Genomic DNA, 16,324 nt, shown 5'->3' on the forward strand with positions numbered 1-16,324 from the left:
CGGCACGCACATGCGTCCGACGGCGAAGGGCACCGCCATGGGGGCTGGCGGTGTCACTGTCGACGCCGGGCGGGCATGACGGGACCGGCAATGTCACCGGTCTCGTCGCACACGCGCCCGGCGGGCCACGCCCCACTCGGCCGGGTCCGCTCCCGAGGTGCCCTCGGAAGCCCCTCGCGACCGCCGTCCGCCGTCCGGCCCACCCGGCCCACGGCCAGCCGCCGAAGCACCCCGGGATTCGTGCTCCTCGCCGCCGCCGGGCGGTCGAACGGTCGCCGGCCCGAACGGAGGCGCCTTACCGGCGGACCGCCGAGATCAGCCCGCCGGGCCGCTCCTCGCGCCGCGGCGGGGTGCCGATCGGGCGGCCGTAGGCGGCGGCACGCTCACGCAGGGTGTGGCAGGCGGCCTCCCAGCCGTGCCCGGCCAGCCAGCCCACCGGATCGTCGGGCATCTCCGAGACCCACATGGACGCCGCCGATCCCGGCTCCGCGTCCGCGCCGAAGCGCTCGATCACGCCGGGCGAGCCCAAGGTCAGCCCCATCCGACTGCCTGCCGCCGACTGCGCGCCGATCCGTGCCAGCAGGAGCTCCACGGCGTCCTCGGGCAGATAGATCAGCAGTCCTTCGGCGATCCACACGGTCGGCACGGCCGGGTCGTGTCCTGCGGCGGCCAGCGCGGCCGGCCAGTCCTCACGCAGATCCACCGCGACGGTGATCCGCTCGCAGCGCGCGACGGCCCGCTCCTGGCGCAGCACCGAAGCCTTGAAGTCCAGGGGCGCGGCGGTGTCGACCTCGAACAGCCGGGTGCCCTCGGGCCAGTCCATCCGGAAGGCCCGGCTGTCCATGCCGGCACCGAGCAGCACGACCTGCCGGATGCCGGACGCGGAGGCCTGCCGCAGCAGATCGTCGAGGAACTTCGTCCTGATGACGATGGAGAACGACACGGCCAGCCGGCGCCGGCGCGCGGCCTCGTCGTCGGGCAGCGGCCGCGAGGAGGGCCACAGGCCACCGGCGGCGGCGAAGGCCCGTGCCAGTGGGTCGCGGAACAGGGCGTCGTCCCGCTCGGTCTCCAGCGCCCGCACCCTGGCCACCCCCACCGCCGTGGCCCACACTCCGGACGGCCGCACCCGCTCCCGCTCACCAGTCATCGCGCCAGCCTAGATGAACGGCGCCGCCGGACGAATGGCGCGGCCGGGCATGGGACAGCCCCGGCCGGCGTGGCCGCCGGCCGGGGCTGGACCCGTGGAACGCGTGGTCGTGAAGGGGTGGTCGCCTACGCGGCGAAAGGCTCTGCGGGGCTTCAGCCGGACGATCGTCCCCGCAGGCAATGGATGAGGCCCGGGGACACAGTCCCCTTCACCACCACGGCTTGTGCAACCACACCCACCCGCCGGACATTCCCCGGCCGCCCGGACGGCTCGCGGACCACGCCGGACCGGTGCGCGGGCCCCCTGTCGCCCGGAAGTGCTCGCCACCGGGCCGGCGCCCGACGGCGTCACGGGACGTGGGACACGGGCGCCTGCGCTCACGTGGCGATGGTGGCCAGTCCGGCGATGCCGACGAGGTAGATCACCACCGCGGCGATGCTGTCGACGCCCATGCGCGCGTACTGGCGGCGCGGACGGAAGATCAGTCCCGCCATGTAGACCACGGTCAGGATGATCCCGAGCGCGGTGAGGTAGATGTCGGTGTCGTGCGCGGCCGGCAGGACCGGCTTGCCTGAGATGACGGTGGCGAGCAGGAACAGCACGGGCAGGAAGGCGTTGCCGCCGAAGATGTCGCTGACGGCGAGCTGGTAGTCGCCCAGCTTGGTGGAGGTCAGGCCGGTGCTGACCTCGGGCAGGGAGGTGGCCGCCGCCAGCACGGTCGCGCCGAACAGCACACCGCTCAGTCCCTGACGGGCGAAGAACTCCTCGCCGCTGCGCTCGATCACGACACCGGCCACGAGCGTGGCCAGCGCGGACACGCCGAACACCAGCCCGGCCCGCGCGGTGCTCACGCCCTTGTCGACGGCGGCCTTCTCCTTCTTGGCCTTGGAGTGGCCGCGTGGCTCGGGCTGGCTGTCCGGGGCGTCGCCGCCCTCCCGCCACGGCAGACCCCGGCCGGCCCGGTCGAGCAGGATCAGTCCGGTCACCCACAGGACGGCGATCGCGACGGACGCCGGGGCCAGGCGGGCGGCGTGCAGACTCGGGGAGAGCTGGGTGCCCATCACCACGACGGCCAGGACGACCACCACCATGGCCCCCTCCAGGACCAGTTGCAGACTGGCCGCGAGCCGGGTCAGCGGGGCGCGCGGGCGGACCCCGGCCGCGTCCAGCACCGCCAGGACGATGGTCTGGATGGCGATGCCGCCCAGGATGTTGCCGACCGCGACATCGAGCTGGCCGGCCATCGCCGCACTCGCCGTGATCGCGATCTCGGGGAGGTTCGTCGCGATCGCCAGCAGGATCAGACCGCCCAGCGCGCTGCCGAGGTGAAGCCGTTCGGCGAGCACATCGGTGGTGTCCGACAGTTTGACACCCGCGAACCAGATGACAGCCGCGCTGGCCACGAACAACACCAGCAGCACCGGTGAACCCAAAGATCCCATGACGCAGCAAGTACCCGCCGGTCCGGGAGGGAACCGGCGGGTACGCGGGACGTCACGCCCAGGATGTCGGCCACGGCCCGGCGGAAGGGATGCCGGTTCCGCCGGCCGGGAAGTGGCGTGGTGTCCGGGTCAGGCGGACGGGCTGCCCGCGACCCACTCCTTCCACGGCACGTTCCAGTCGCTGAGCCCGTTGTCCGGGGCCGGCGTGGTCTTGTCGCCGGAGTTCTTGACGATCACGACGTCGCCGATCATCGACTGGTCGAAGAACCACGCGGCGGGCTGCTTGCCGTCGTCGCCGCCGCGGACGTCCTTCAGGCCCACGCAGCCGTGGCTGGTGTTCACGTGGCCGAAGACGGAGTCGGCGGCCCAGTAGTTGCCGTGGATGAACGTGCCCGAGTCGGTCAGCCGCATGGCGTGCGGCACGGCCTTGATGTCGTACGAGGGCTTGCCGTCCTTCTCCGTGAGGCCGACGCTCGCCCCGTTCATGTGGACGTGCCCGAACTTCTCGGAGATCACCATCTGACCGTTGTACGTCGGGTGCTCGGCGCTGCCGGACGAGACCGGGATGGTCCTGATGGTCTTGCCGTCGCGTACGACGGTCATCCGCTTGGTCTTGGCGTCGACGGTGCTGATCTGGCTGCGGCCGATCTTGAACGTGACCGTCTTCCGGACGCCCTGGCGGGTGAGCGTGACCGTGACGGTGGAGCCGGGCTTCCAGTACTTCTCGGGGCGGAAGTCCAGGCGGTGGTCGTTGAGCCAGTGACCGACGACCTGCTGGCCGCTGCTGGAGCCGACCTGAATCTCCGACTCGACGGCGGCCTTGTCGCCGACCGCCTTGCCGAAGGTGAACGTCACCGGCATGCCCACGCCGACGGTCGAGCCGTCCAGGGGGGAGAGCTGCCCGATGAGGTCGTTCGGGGAGACCGTGGTGATCGTGGCGTTACCGGTGGCGGAGCGGCCCTTGGCGTCCTCGGCGTCCGCGGCGATCTGGTACTTGGTGGCACGCTCCAGCCGGCCGTTCGGCTTCCAGGAGGTGCCGTCCGCGGACAGGGTGCCCGGGATCTCGGCGCCGGTCGCGACGGCGGTCATGGTCACCTTGGTGAGCTTGCCCTTGCTCACGGTCACCCGGACCGGGGCGTCGATCCCGACGTTGTGGGCGCCTTCCCCGGGCGTGATCTTCACGCGGGCGTCGGACGCCTCCGGAGCGGCCGTCTGCGTCACCCGCGGCTGCGGTTGCGGGGTGTTCCCGGCGTCGTTGCCGCTGGTGGTGGCGGCGTGGCTCGTGCCGCCGAGGGCCGTGATCGCGAGTACGCCGCCGAGTACGCCGGTCGTGGCCCTCAGCCCGGTGCGACTTGTGAACAGCGTGATCAAGCGCTTCTCCATGTCACTGGTCTGTGCATCCCTGCGCTGATCGCCGAGGAGTGCAACCAGCCATGCCATCACTTATAGGCATACCTCTTCCCGAAAAGGGGCAAAAAGTGGTGAAGGCCACGCATGGCAACGAGCACGTCATCGAGATCTCTCCGGCCTCCGGCACGGGCTCGGGGACGGGCGGCACGGCTCGGGCGCCGCCACCGGCATAGGCACCGGTGCCGGCATGAGCACCGCCCGGTCACAGCCCGGTCGTCGCCCGGCCCTCGCCGGTCCCGGCCTGGCGTCCCTCGTCCCGCGACTCCCCGCCCCGCGACTCCTCGTCTGGTCTCCACCAGCCCCGCCGAGCCGCCAGCACGCCGGCCTGGAACCGGCTGGTGGCACCGAGCCGCCCCAGGAGCGCCTGCACCCGCCGCTGCACCGTGCGGTGCCCGATGCCCAGGTGACGGGCGATCGCCTCGTCGGGCAGCCCGAGGCCCAGCAGGGACACGATGCGCCGCTCCTCCTCGCTGACGAAGTCACCTCCGCCGTCAGGGCCCGCACGGTCCGGCACGAAGGGCTGCGCCTGCTCCCACAGGGTCTCGAAGAGCACGCTCAGCGCGTCGAGCAGGGACGAGGGGTGCACCAGGACGCAGGTGTCCAGCACCCGAGGGGTCGACACCAGCGGGATCAGCCCCGCCTGGTCGTCCGCGAGCAGCAGCTTCATCGGCGCCCGGGGCACCACCCGTACCGCCTCGCCGGCCGCGACGTCCCGCTCGATCCGGCTCACCACGCCCGGCAGGTCGAGGGCGTCCCGGCCGTGGATGAAACGGCTGCTGATCTGCCGGCCGGTGATGTTGACGACCGAGTTGACCCGGCCGCCGTCCCCCGGCACCGCGTAGGGCGGCGCGTCGATACCGCGGATCTCGCGTTCGGCCCGGCGGAACAGCTGCTCACCGCAGCGTGCCACGCCGTCCACGCCCGTGATCACCTCGATCGGCGACGCGGAGTCCTGTCCGCCCCTGGCCCGGTGATGGCGTTCGCCCAGGCGCTGCGCGAGGGCCCTGACCCGCTGGATGTCACGTTCACGGGCGAGCAGCAGCACCTCCACCGCGTGCTCCGGCGGCAGTGCCGTGTACCGGGGCGGGCGGCCGGGGACCCGGGCGATCAGACCCCCGCTCTCCAGCCGGGCCAGCGCGCCCTCCAGGTCCTGCCGGTCCGCGCGCGTCAGCGCGGCCAGCTCGGGCACGGTGAGAGAACGGTTGTCGACCAGTGCGAGATAGGCGGTCTCGGCACGCTCGTCCAGACCCAGGGCCTCCAGCACCACGCACCCCCACCACAGACCGGTCGGGGCAGTGTATCCGGTGCACACGTGTGCCGGTCGCGGAGCCGCACGGCGGTGCCGGGGGCGGCTCGAACGGGAGCACATGTGGCAAACCGGCCGGGTTCCTGCCGCCGCAGCACCCCGGGTCGATGACGGTGTGCCGGTCAGTACCTCGGCCGGTGCCCTCGGCGGGCGGGGTGACCTCCAGCCGCGTCGGGTCCTTCTCCGCCTTCGTCGGCTCGCCGGCGCCCGCCACGACCTCCCAGTGCAGCCGGGCGTAGGCGCTCCGGCCCGGCCTGAGGGTGATCAGCGCGGCCCGGCCGCGGTCGCGTATGACGTGCGTGGTGACGTCCTGGCACATGCCTGATCTTTGCCGCGCGGGACCGCCTGTCCACCCGGCGTCGGCGCCCGGTCGACCGGCCCCCGTCCGCGGGGATCAGGCGGCGAAGCCGATGTTGGTGACGTACTCGTACTGGCCCCACTCGGACCCGAGGTCCACCACCGCGTCGTAGATCCAGGCGTCGTCCAGCGCCTGCGCGTCGCCCGCCGCCCACGCCTCGACGATGCGGTCCCAGCGGCGGACGTTGAGCGTGCGGTAGGCGACCACCCGCTGGCGGGGACGGAGGACCTGGGACTGGTTGAGCGGGTGGAACTCCACGCGGGTGCCACGGCCCTCGCGGTTGAGGCGCGCCACCAGGTAGCGCGCGACGTTCTGGCGGCGGACCGCCCGGTACGCCGTCTCGATCCGCTCCAAGTTCCTGTTCGAGGGGTTCCGTTCGCCCCGCAGCCAGGCCCTGAGCGTGCGGTCGGTGACGGTCAGGCCGGCCGCGCGGGCCGCCTGGCGGGACTGGTCGCTGCGGGTGAGGTAGCGCAGGCGGGCGAGCAGGCCGCGCCGGGCCGTGACCGGGGTGGCGACGAACCCGGCCAGCGCGTCCAGCTGCCGGGCGACGGCCTCGTACCCCTTGATGCCACGCGCCCCGTACGCGCCGAAGTTGAGCGTCCTCTCCGGCATCTCCCTGTCTCCTGCCGCCCTTCGAGCCGATACGACTTCACGTACGCGTCACGCTACACGTCCCGGTCGGCCGCGACCGGGGTGCCGACGGTGTACACGTCCTTCACCTTCACCTCGCTGACCCCGCGCCCCTCGGGGAAGACCGCGCGCCAGTCGCCGATCACGTGGAGTTCGTCGGTGCCCATCGCGCGGACGACCATCAGCCCCTCGTCGTAGGCGCGGTGCGCTTTCCACCACAGGTTCGCGAAGGCCTGCGAGCGGATCAGGTGCATCCAGTCGGTGCGGTACAGCTCCCGGTTGTAGTTCGACTCCCCCATGGTGGAGACGAACTTGGAGTACATGGCCTTGACGTACTCCAGGGTGACGTCGTCGTCGTGGGCGATCGCCCGGTCCCGGGCGTCCTTCAGCGCCACGCGGAACTTCTCCAGCAGGCCCTCGGTGGCTCCGGAGGTCCAGGACTCGTGGATCTCCGGGGGGTCGCACAGGCCGTACTTCGGTCCCGACAGGCGCAGCAGCAGGCGCAGGGTCGGCTCGGTCACCCAGAGCGGGCCCGGCTCGTCGCGGCTGCCGATGGGGTTGGGCAGGTAGGCGTCGTGCTCCCAGGCGGGCGGGGTGATCAGGTGCACGCCGGCGCGGCGGCGGTCGTGCTGGTTGCCGGTGGAGTGCTCCAGCTGGCCGAGCGGCAGGTGCGTCTTGAGCGCGGACAGGTAGGCGCCGTTGACGTCGAGCGCCGTGACCTCGAACTCACCGGGCGGCAGTTCGGCGCGCGTCCACTTGGGGCGGGCCTCCCAGATCTGGTCCGGGCCGCGCGAGGTCTGCTTGCGCAGGACGTCGGGCAGCCAGGGGTGCGCGACGATGTCGTACCGGCCGCCCTTGCGGGTCTGGTCCAGCAACGCCATCGCGTCCGGGATGGCACGCCTGACCAGCGCGGCGGTCGCCGCCTCGACGTCACCGCCGTGCTGGTCGAGGGCGGCCGACACGGCGGCGGCGATCAGGTCGGGGTCGTCGGCGGTCTTGAGCCGGCGGCCGGCGGTGACGACCTTGACACCGCCGCCTGTCCGCGGACGGGGGTGTGCGGAGGCGGGCGGGGGCGGGGGCGCGGCCGGCGGCGCCTGGCGGGTCGTAGGTGTGCGCTCGGGTGTGCCGCAGTGCGCGGGGTCCAGGTGCTGGGCGAATCCGGCGACCTGGTGGCGGGCGGGACGTCCGCACAGGACGCAGGGCTGGGGGGCGGACAGGGCCACCACGTCCTCGTCGCCGCCGTCACCGCCGTCGCCGCCATCACCGCCGTCGCCGCTGCCGTGCTCGTCACCGTGGCGGTGCTGCTGGTCGGTCCCGGCCGGTCCGGCCACCGCCGGTCCGGCCACCGTCGGTCCGGCCTCCGGCGGTCCGGCCACCTGCGTTTCGGCCTCGGCCGGCTTCCCGGCCGGGTCCGACGCCGACAGCTTCGTCCGCGCTCCCTTCAGGAAGTACGCGTACTTCTCCCGGACTTCACCGCTCGGGTCGCGTCCGGACTCCCAGCCCGCGACCGTGGACGGGCTCACCTGAAGGGCCCGCGCGAGCTGGGTGCGGGAGAGGTTCAGTCCCTCGCGCAGGGCGCGCCGCTCCGCGGCGGGCGGCAGCGGGACTTCCTGCCTGGCACCGGCGAGCAGGGCGTCGATCGCGTCGAAGTCCGTCATCGGGTTCCCCCGTCCGGTACGGCCGCGGGGCGGGCGGTGGCGGGGCGGCCGCCGGGGAGACGACGGCGTGCCGTGGGCAGGGCCTCGACGGCGCGGGTGGGTCCGGCGAGGAGGTCGAGGACGTCCACACCGTAGTGTGCGGCGACCGCGTCGCAATCGGCCAGGCTCCAGGCCGCGGTCCCGGACTGGCGGCGGCTGACCTGCGCCTGGCTCACCCCGAGCGCGGCGGCGAGAGCGGTCTGCGACTCGCCGGTCGCGTGCAGCAACGCGGCCACCGCGGACCGCACTCGCTCGGCCGATCCGATACTCATGAGGCCGAACCTAGCACGCCGTGCACATTCGTCATGCGGAAGACGCATGATCTCTGTAGGAAGGGCGCGGGCGCGAAGAGGGGTGCGGCCGGTCGAACGCCCCTGGGCGAAGACTGCGGCTGCCGTGAAGAAACCCGCTTGCCCGCCACTGCCCCACTTGACACCGGATTGTCCCCCTGGAAACCGCCGGCCCGGCCTGGGGTGTGCCCCCTAGAGGCAACGTCCGGTCGTCTTTTCCCGGGGGTGACCGGATGTGGTTAAGGGTGTTTCGGGTCCGGCGGGCGGAATTACGTTTCCCGGGAAGCGCCGAGAACGACGTCTGCCTCCCGGAGGAAACCAGTGGAAGAGATCATTGGAGCCGTTCTTTCCGGGGAGGCGGGACCTCGGGACTTCGAAGCCCTTCGGCTGCCGAGCAGTTATCGCGGTGTTGTCATCCAGAAGGAGAACACCGGCATGTTCGAAGGCATGCGGACGGAGGACAAGGACCCGCGCAAGTCCCTGTCCGTCCAGGAGGTACGCGTGCCGGACGTCGGCCCGGGTGAGGCCCTGGTGGCCGTGATGGCCTCCTCGGTCAACTACAACACCGTCTGGTCCGCCATCTTCGAGCCGCTGCCGACCTTCGGCTTCCTGGAGCGCTACGGGCGCACCAACGAGCTGGCGAGGCGGCACGACCTGCCGTACCACGTCATCGGCTCCGACCTCGCGGGCGTCGTCCTGCGCACCGGCCCCGGCGTCAACGCCTGGAAGCCCGGCGACGAGGTCGTCGCGCACTGCCTCTCCGTCGAGCTGGAATCGTCCGACGGCCACGACGACACCATGCTCGACCCCGAGCAGCGCATCTGGGGCTACGAGACCAACTTCGGCGGCCTCGCCGAGATCGCCCTGGTCAAGTCCAACCAGCTGATGCCCAAGCCGAAGCACCTCAGCTGGGAGGAGGCCGCCGCCCCGGGCCTGGTCAACTCCACGGCGTACCGCCAGCTGGTCTCCCGCAACGGCGCCGGCATGAAACAGGGCGACAACGTGCTCGTCTGGGGCGCGAGCGGTGGCCTCGGCTCGTACGCCACGCAGCTGGCCCTCGCCGGCGGCGCGACGCCCGTCTGCGTGGTCTCCAGCCCGCAGAAGGCCGAGCTCTGCCGGCGGATGGGCGCGGAGCTGGTCATCGACCGTACCGCCGAGGGCTACCGGTTCTGGAAGGACGAGCACACCCAGGATCCGAAGGAGTGGAAGCGGTTCGGCAAGCACATCCGCGAGCTGACCGGCGGCGAGGACGTCGACATCGTCTTCGAGCACCCCGGCCGCGAGACCTTCGGCGCGAGCGTCTACGTCACCCGCAAGGGCGGCACCATCACCACCTGCGCCTCCACCTCGGGCTACCTGCACGAGTACGACAACCGCTACCTGTGGATGTCCCTGAAGCGGATCATCGGCTCGCACTTCGCCAACTACCGCGAGGCATGGGAGGCCAACCGCCTCATCGCCAAGGGCAGGATCCACCCGACGCTCTCCAAGGTCTACTCCCTGGAGGACACCGGGCAGGCCGCCTACGACGTGCACCGCAACCTGCACCAGGGCAAGGTCGGCGTGCTCTGCCTCGCCCCCGAGGAGGGCCTGGGCGTGCGCGACGAGGAGATGCGCGCGCGGCACATCGACGCCATCAACCGCTTCCGGACAGTCGCGCCCTGAAGGCTGTGGAAGCGACCCGGAAGAAGAGGAGAGGCACATGTCGGACAGACCGTCCGTGGTGGGGGTAGTGGGGCTGGGGGCACTGGGCGAGGCCTTGCTCCACCTGTTGCACGCAGCCGGGTACGACGTGGTCGGGGTCGAGCGGGAGCTCGACGTGCTGGCCCGGGTCGACCAGCGGATGAAGGCGGCGGACGCGACCCGCGGTCCTGGCGCCGCCGTCACCCTCACCAACGACACCGCGGCGCTGTGCCGGGCCGGCCTCGTGATCGAGGCCGTCACGGAGGACCTGGAGACGAAGACGGAGGTGCTGCGCCGCCTGGACAGCGTCTGCCACGACCACACCGTCCTGGTCAGCACGACCGCTTCGCTCTCGCTGACGGGTCTCGCCATCGCTTCGGGACGGCCGGGCCGGACACTGGGGCTGCGTTTCCTCGGCCCCGCGGCTCCGGACTCCGCGGCGGAGCCCGTGAGCACCGCGATGAGCGACGACGACGCCGTCGACGCGCTGCACCGGCTGCTGCCGACGGCGGGTCTGACACCCGTCGTCCTCGGACCGGTACCGGCCCGCGACGCGACCGGCCTGGTGTACGCCTTCCTCAACAGGGCCGTGGCACTGGCCGACACCGGCTACGTCGGCCACGAGTCCCTCGACACCGCCATGCGCCTGGGCTGCGGACTGCCGCTCGGGCCGCTGGAGATGCTGGACGAACTGGGCGTGGACGGCGTCCACTCGGCCCTGCTGGAACTGTGGCACCGCACCGGCGACGACGCCTTCCGTCCCGCACCGCTGCTCACGTCCATGATCCGTGCCGGGGCGCTGGGGCGGAAGACCGGCCGGGGCGTCTACCGCTACGACGAGCTCGGCCACCGTCTCGGCGCTCAGCGGCCCGCGGAGGGCGGCGGCGAGGCCGCCGGTGTCCGTACCGTCGGCGTCGTGGGCTCCGGCACGATGGCCCGCGGCATAGCCGAGGTCACCACGACCGCCGGACTGCGCACGGTCGTCGTCGCGCGAACCGAGGAGAAGGCCGGCGGGCTGCACAAGGCGGTGGAGGCCTCGCTCGGCAGGGCGGTGCGGCGTGGCCGCGTCACGGTCGAGTGCCGGCGTACGGCACTGGACCTCCTGGAGGTCACCAGCGACGCCGGGGCGCTCGCCGGCTGTGACGTGGTGATCGAGGCGACCGCGGAGGATCCGGCCGTCAAGCGGTCGGTCTTCGAACGGCTCGGTTCGGTCTGCCGTCCCGGAGCGGTGCTGGCGACGACGACGTCCAGTCTCTCCGTGGCGGCCTGCGCGGAGGCGGCCGGACGCCCCGGGCACGTGCTGGGGCTGCACTTCTTCAATCCGGCGCCCGCGATGCGGCTGGTCGAGGTGGTGCGTACGGCCACGACACGGCAGGAGGTGATGGCGCTGGGACACGATCTGTGCCGGCGCCTGGGCAAGGTACCCGTCGAGTGCGGTGACCGGACCGGGTTCATCGTCAACCGCCTGCTGTTTCCCTATCTCGCGGACGCCATCCGCCTCCTGGAACGGCACGACGTGGAGGTCGAGAAGACCGACCTCGCCGTCCAGCGGGGCTTCGGCTTCCCCATGGGGCCGTTCGCGCTGCTGGACACCATCGGCCTGGACGTCTCCCTGGCCATCCTGCGGAGCCTGCACCGGGCTTTCCCCGAACCGGACTTCGCACCCCCGCGGCTGCTGGAGCAGCTGGTGACGCAGGGGTTCCTGGGACGCAAGAGCAGTCACGGCTTCCACCGCACCCCCCGGCGCGCGCAGTTGTGACGCCGAGCGAGGCCCTGCGGCGCCACCTGCTCAGTACGCGGTCAACCGGGCGTTCACCAACGCCCCGAGAGCCGACCGGCCGCGTACGCCCAGCTTCTGGTAGACGTGCGTCAGGTGCTGCTCCACGGTGCTCGTCGTGACGAAGAGGTGCTCGGCTATGGCCTTGTTCGTGTGTCCTCGTGCGGCGAGCTTGGCGACGCGCTGTTCGGCCGGGGTGAGCCCGTCGAGGGGGCCGGGCTCCTCGAGAGCGCCGGCAACGGCCGCGGTGAACCGGGCGTCCGGTTCCAGGGCCTTCAGCAGCTGGCGCGCCCGTTCCCGTTCGCCGGGTGATCCGTCCGTGCCCCCCTCACCGGCCAGTTCGGCGACGACCAGGGCCCTTGCCTGGCCCGGGCTGTCCAGGGCCAGCAGCGCTTCGGCGGCGTACACCCGCCAGGGCGGCGTTCGTCCGGTCTCGAGGTTCCAGGAGGCCGTGAGGTCACGGACGGCGTAGAAGTCGCCGAGGGCGGCGTGGTGGCGCTGTTGCGACAGGTGGTAGCGACCGCGTGCCTGGAGGTAGTGCAGTCCGGGCAGCGCCTGGAACATCGCCTCGGGCACCGGGATGGCGATGCTCGCCCCCGCCTCCCGGTGGTTCCCGGAGCCGAGGCAGGCGTGCACCTTGGCGGCCAGGGGGAAGCCGATGGCGATGCCCCAGGCGTGCGGCGGCAGCAGGGACATCGCCCGGTCGGCACGCTCGCCGGCCAGGTCGTGGTTGCCGCGCCGGGCCTCGACCACGGCTCCCGCGGCCAGCAACAGCGCCCGTGCCGTGGGCAGTCGGTCGGGCACCTTTTCGAGCAGGAGCTCGCACCACTCGGCGGCCTGCTCCGGCCGGGCCCCCTGGAAGAGCGCGGTGATGCCGGCGACGGCGGGTGCCACCGGCGGGTCGTGCACCACCGTGCTCTGCAGGAGGCGCTCGGCCGCCGTGAGGACGCCGCTCGCCGGACCCGGCGTCCGCAGGGCGTCCAGCAGCGCCGCGCTCGCGGAATGCGGCTCGACCCCTGTGTCGTCATCGGCGGGAGGCGACGAGTCGGCGGCCCTCCGGTCGTCCGGGAGCCGGGCGCCGAGGGCGGGGAAGGCGTACCGTGCCCAGGCGTTCACGGCCCGCAGCCGTGCCCGGCATCCGTGGGGCAGTCCGGCCTGGGCTTCGGTGAGTTCGGCGAGCAGTCCGGCCGCGTTCCGTGACCGGCCGTGCCACAGCAGGTACCCGGCCAGCGCCACACTGTGCCGCGGCGGCAGCCGGCCGGCGCGGTGGTCGTCGGTCAGCGCGGTGAGGTGGGCGCGTACCAGGGACGGGTCGATCGCCCATTCGGCGCGGGCGAGTTCCGCCCGTACGGTCGCCCGCTGTTCGTCCGTCGCGCATACGTCGCGCGCCGCGCGCAGGCAGTCGACGGCCCGTGGCACGTCGTGTGCGCGCAGCGCGTGGTGCGCGGCGTCCCGCAGAACCGGCAGGGTCCAGGGTTCGTCGGCGTGCGCGCCGCTCGCGAGGAGGAGCCGGGCCGTCTCCGGCGCCGGAGCGCCTTCCTGGTGCAGCAACCGCGCGGCCTTGTACCGGAGTTCGGCACGTTCGGCCGCCGGCAGGTCCTCCAGCGCCGCGGTGCGCGCGGCCTCCAGCCAGCGGCCGCCGATCCGGGTCAGCCCCACTGCCTCCAGTGTGTCCAGTCCCTGCGCGGCGGTTCCGTTCGGCAGGTCCAGGAGCCGTTCCAGGCGACCCGGTGTCGCCTCGGCCTCCAGGAGGGCGAGCCCCCGGGCGATCTCCCGGACCGGCCGCTCCAGCCGGTTGAGCAGGTAGCGCACGGAGAGCCGGAAGGCGTGCCCGGCCGCAGGGGGGCTTCCGTCGCGGCGCGGGCGGCGCGCCTTGCCGTCGTCCTCCCGCAGGGCGCGCAGCAGCAGCGGGTTTCCGCCGCAGGCCCGATGCCAGTCCGCGGCCCGGTCGGCGGGGGCGTCCGGGTGCGTGTGCGGCGCGGTCTCCGCGAGCGTGCGCTCGGGCGACAGGCACGTGAGGTGGATCAGGGAGCAGGCGGGATTGCGGAAGAACTCCGAGGTCAGCGGAGAGGACATCTGCGGGGTCGCGCGGCCGTCACCGAGGACGACCAGGATCCGGGACGTGGCCGCCCTGCGGACCAGGTAGAGGAGGTAGCCGAGTGAGGCGGGATCGCTCTCGTGCGCGTCGTCGACGGTGATGACGACCAGCTCACGAGCCGTCAGGCTCCGCATCACGCGGTGGAGTCCCTCCACGACGGGACCGGTGCCGGAGGCGGGGCTGTCCGTCGACCACTGCTCGGGGGTGAGCGAGCGCGCCGACGCCAGCAGTCCGGAGAGCACGGAGGACTGGAACGGCGACAGCTCGACCGGGTCGAAGAGCTGGCCCACGACACCGAGGGGCAGCGCCCGCTCCGCCCGGGAGGCCACGGCGGACAGGACCAGGGCACCGGACTCCGCGGCACGGGTGTGCAGCTCGCGGATGAGTGTGCTCTTGCCCATGCCGGGAGCGCCGACCACCAGAGCCGCCCGCCCGCGGCCACGGCGTGCCTCGGACAACATGTCCTTCAGCAGGTCTCCGCTGTGTTCCCGGTCCACCAACTCCACCGCGCACCCCCACTCTCCGGTGTGTCCGTGTATGCCCCGCCTCGGATGTACGTCCCGGTCACGCCCCCTGCCCGGCCGCCGACTGCCGCGCCCATGCCGCTCGCCTACTGTCTAGACTCGTGGGTATGCCAAGTGCGCTGGTGACCGGAGTCTCGCGCGGTCTGGGAACACATGTCTGCCGGGCGTTGAAGGAGGCTGGATACCGCGTGCTGGGCGCGGGTCTCGCCGCCGAGCCGCGGAGCGACTTCCTGGACGCGTACGAAGTCGTCGATCTGCGAAAGCCCCTCAGAGACGATCTGTTCGCCTCCGAACAGGTCGACGTGCTCATCAGTAACGCGGGGGTGTATCTCGACGACCCCCGTGGCGGGTACGGCGACTTCTTCGACCTGTCCCACGACGACCTCAGGGAGACCTTCGAGGTCAATCTGTTCGGCCCCGCGCAGCTGGCCCGGCGGTACGTGCCTGGCATGATCGCGCGCGCGTCGGGGCGGGTCGTCTGCGTGTCGTCCGGGATGGGGCGGCTGCAGGACGCCGATGGCGCGTCGTTCGCCTACCGGTCGTCCAAACTCGCCCTCAACTCGCTGGTGCTCACCGTGGCGCGGCACTTCGCCCGTGACGCGCGGGACTTGTCCGCCTTCGCGTACTGCCCGGGGTGGATCCGCACCGAGATGGGTACCGACTCCGCCCCGAACGATCCCGGACCCGCGGCCGCCGATCTGGTGCGGTTGCTGTCGGAACCCGCGCCAGGGACGAACGGCCGTTTCTTCCGGGGGCTGCGCGAACTGGGCTGGGACACCCGGGGACCCCTGGTGGCGAGCTGAGTGCGGCCCTACCCGCCGGGCCGGCGCGCCGCTCACGTGCCCAGTACCGGGATCCGCAGATCGCCGCCCAGCTCCTGGAGCCTGTGGATGTCGAACATCCGCCGCACCATCGGCGTGCGCCACCGGTGCACCTCCTCCTGCCCGTGGCGGACCTCGTCCAGGTAACCGAGATCGTCCGGCCGCAGCCGGTCGAGCAGACTCGCGGGAATCCGCCGGGGGAACAGCGCGTCGGCGTGGTGCAGTGTGAAGTAGACGTCCCGGGCGAAACCGAGCTGTTCGGCACGGGCCGCCACGGCGTCGGGGTCGGTCTTCGCCATGAGTGCCACCACGTCGACGAGTTTGTAGAGGACCAGGTCCTTCAACGCCAGCACCTCACCCCGGTGCACCGCCTCCCGGGAGAAGTGCAGACACGTGAAGATGAACATGTCCGTCACCGAGATCGTGCTCAGACCGCTCATGTCCACCCGGTCGTCGAGCAGGGCCGAAACGGCGCGGTCGCTGCGGTTGCCGGTCATCAGGTCGATCGAGAAGTGCACGTCGAGCCGGTGGCACTCCAGGGACGCCGCCTCCGGCGTGGGTTTCATGTACGAGTACGTCTGGTGCGAGTGCATGGCGACGTGCAGCACCTGCCGGCGCGGCGCCGGGCGTACCGAGCCGGTCGTGTAGTCCCAGCTCCCCTGCACGTACCCGAGGTCGCCCAGCACCGCCACGGCGTCCGGGAGCCGCTCCCGGTCGACCAGCAGGTCGTTGTCATGGAACATCCGCAGGCCCGGCTCGGGGTAGGCCATCGCGGCCACGGCGCCGCCCTTGAGCACCGCGCTGCGCACCCCGGCCCGGTCCAGGGCCCGCTGCACCTCCGCGGTCCGGGCCGTCTGCTCCCGCGCCATCAACTGCTGGCCGGCGGCGGTGACCTTCAGCGATTTGAAGAAGTACGACGACAGCAGGGTCTGACGGTGCTCGATCGCGTGGCGGACGATGTTGTGCCATGCCATGCCGATCACTCGGTGCACCGTCAGCATGCCCAGCACCTGGTTCCAGTCCAGCGGACGGTTGAGCAGGTCCAGCATCTCGCCGACCTCGTCGCCATCCGGGTCGGGGAGGGAGAGCAGGAGAACGAGTCGGATCTCTCGGGACACCGTTTCAGTCACGGCGTTGCCTA

At 72.2% G+C, this 16,324-nt stretch carries 12 protein-coding genes and 1 pseudogene; 3 read left to right on the top strand and 10 right to left on the bottom strand.

Going from position 1 to position 16,324, the window contains the following annotated elements:
• Nucleotides 1–295: 295 nt before the first annotated feature.
• From LG395_RS13665 to LG395_RS13700, 8 genes and pseudogenes are all read right to left on the bottom strand, one after another.
• Complete coding sequence (locus tag LG395_RS13665) at nt 296–1,147, bottom strand: class I SAM-dependent methyltransferase (RefSeq protein WP_225809574.1); 852 nt, start codon at nt 1,145–1,147, stop codon at nt 296–298.
• 377 nt (nt 1,148–1,524) lie between these two features.
• Complete coding sequence (locus LG395_RS13670) at nt 1,525–2,589, bottom strand: sodium:calcium antiporter (protein ID WP_225809575.1); 1,065 nt, start codon at nt 2,587–2,589, stop codon at nt 1,525–1,527.
• Between the two features lie 129 nt (nt 2,590–2,718).
• Entirely contained in the window at nt 2,719–3,972 is a 1,254-nt protein-coding gene (locus tag LG395_RS13675; protein ID WP_225809576.1) for a L,D-transpeptidase, read from the bottom strand.
• A gap of 229 nt (nt 3,973–4,201) precedes the next feature.
• Nucleotides 4,202–5,266: a helix-turn-helix transcriptional regulator gene (locus tag LG395_RS41155; protein ID WP_308071247.1), complete on the bottom strand. Its 1,065-nt coding sequence runs from the start codon at nt 5,264–5,266 to the stop codon at nt 4,202–4,204.
• Nucleotides 5,267–5,444: 178 nt separating this feature from the next.
• Nucleotides 5,445–5,624, bottom strand: a pseudogene (locus LG395_RS13685) (DUF4232 domain-containing protein); the annotation flags it as partial.
• Between the two features lie 75 nt (nt 5,625–5,699).
• Entirely contained in the window at nt 5,700–6,275 is a 576-nt protein-coding gene (locus LG395_RS13690) for a helix-turn-helix domain-containing protein (protein WP_225809577.1), read from the bottom strand.
• Nucleotides 6,276–6,328: 53 nt separating this feature from the next.
• Nucleotides 6,329–7,951, bottom strand: coding sequence for a helix-turn-helix domain-containing protein (locus LG395_RS13695; protein ID WP_225809578.1), 1,623 nt, complete (start codon nt 7,949–7,951; stop codon nt 6,329–6,331).
• Nucleotides 7,948–8,262, bottom strand: a complete 315-nt coding sequence (locus LG395_RS13700; protein ID WP_225809579.1) for a helix-turn-helix domain-containing protein — start codon at nt 8,260–8,262, stop codon at nt 7,948–7,950. The genes LG395_RS13695 and LG395_RS13700 overlap by 4 nt, the downstream gene beginning before the upstream one ends.
• Before the next feature lie 339 nt (nt 8,263–8,601).
• Here LG395_RS13700 and ccrA point away from each other — a divergent pair, with 339 nt between their 5' ends.
• Nucleotides 8,602–9,945, top strand: a complete 1,344-nt coding sequence (gene ccrA / locus LG395_RS13705) for a crotonyl-CoA carboxylase/reductase (RefSeq protein ID WP_225809580.1) — start codon at nt 8,602–8,604, stop codon at nt 9,943–9,945.
• Nucleotides 9,946–9,982: 37 nt separating this feature from the next.
• A complete protein-coding gene (locus tag LG395_RS13710) occupies nt 9,983–11,722 on the top strand; it encodes a 3-hydroxyacyl-CoA dehydrogenase family protein (protein WP_225809581.1) in 1,740 nt (579 codons plus the stop codon).
• 30 nt (nt 11,723–11,752) lie between these two features.
• Here the strand turns inward: LG395_RS13710 and LG395_RS13715 are convergent, their stop codons facing one another.
• Nucleotides 11,753–14,335 (bottom strand): AAA family ATPase, encoded by a 2,583-nt coding sequence (locus tag LG395_RS13715; RefSeq protein WP_308071249.1) that lies wholly within the window; start codon nt 14,333–14,335, stop codon nt 11,753–11,755.
• Nucleotides 14,336–14,469: 134 nt separating this feature from the next.
• On the opposite strand from LG395_RS13715, the gene LG395_RS13720 reads away from it, so the two are divergent.
• Nucleotides 14,470–15,165, top strand: coding sequence for an SDR family NAD(P)-dependent oxidoreductase (locus LG395_RS13720; RefSeq protein ID WP_225809583.1), 696 nt, complete (start codon nt 14,470–14,472; stop codon nt 15,163–15,165).
• Nucleotides 15,166–15,197: 32 nt separating this feature from the next.
• On the opposite strand, the gene LG395_RS13725 is transcribed toward LG395_RS13720, so the two are convergent.
• Nucleotides 15,198–16,313, bottom strand: a complete 1,116-nt coding sequence (locus LG395_RS13725) for a nucleotidyltransferase family protein (protein ID WP_225809584.1) — start codon at nt 16,311–16,313, stop codon at nt 15,198–15,200.
• Nucleotides 16,314–16,324 lie beyond the last annotated feature (11 nt).

The sequence above is a fragment of the Streptomyces spinosus genome (genome assembly GCF_020400655.1).
Taxonomy (GTDB): domain Bacteria; phylum Actinomycetota; class Actinomycetes; order Streptomycetales; family Streptomycetaceae; genus Streptomyces; species Streptomyces argyrophylli.

Excerpts from the sequence above, each read along its gene's own strand:
- LG395_RS13665 (WP_225809574.1), bottom strand. The coding sequence starts at position 1,147 with ATGACTGGTGAGCGGGAGCGGGTGCGGCCGTCCGGAGTGTGGGCCACG.
- LG395_RS13670 (WP_225809575.1), bottom strand. The coding sequence starts at position 2,589 with ATGGGATCTTTGGGTTCACCGGTGCTGCTGGTGTTGTTCGTGGCCAGC.
- LG395_RS13675 (WP_225809576.1), bottom strand. The coding sequence starts at position 3,972 with ATGGAGAAGCGCTTGATCACGCTGTTCACAAGTCGCACCGGGCTGAGG.
- LG395_RS13690 (WP_225809577.1), bottom strand. The coding sequence starts at position 6,275 with ATGCCGGAGAGGACGCTCAACTTCGGCGCGTACGGGGCGCGTGGCATC.
- LG395_RS13695 (WP_225809578.1), bottom strand. The coding sequence starts at position 7,951 with ATGACGGACTTCGACGCGATCGACGCCCTGCTCGCCGGTGCCAGGCAG.
- LG395_RS13700 (WP_225809579.1), bottom strand. The coding sequence starts at position 8,262 with ATGAGTATCGGATCGGCCGAGCGAGTGCGGTCCGCGGTGGCCGCGTTG.
- LG395_RS13710 (WP_225809581.1), top strand. The coding sequence starts at position 9,983 with ATGTCGGACAGACCGTCCGTGGTGGGGGTAGTGGGGCTGGGGGCACTG.
- LG395_RS13720 (WP_225809583.1), top strand. The coding sequence starts at position 14,470 with ATGCCAAGTGCGCTGGTGACCGGAGTCTCGCGCGGTCTGGGAACACAT.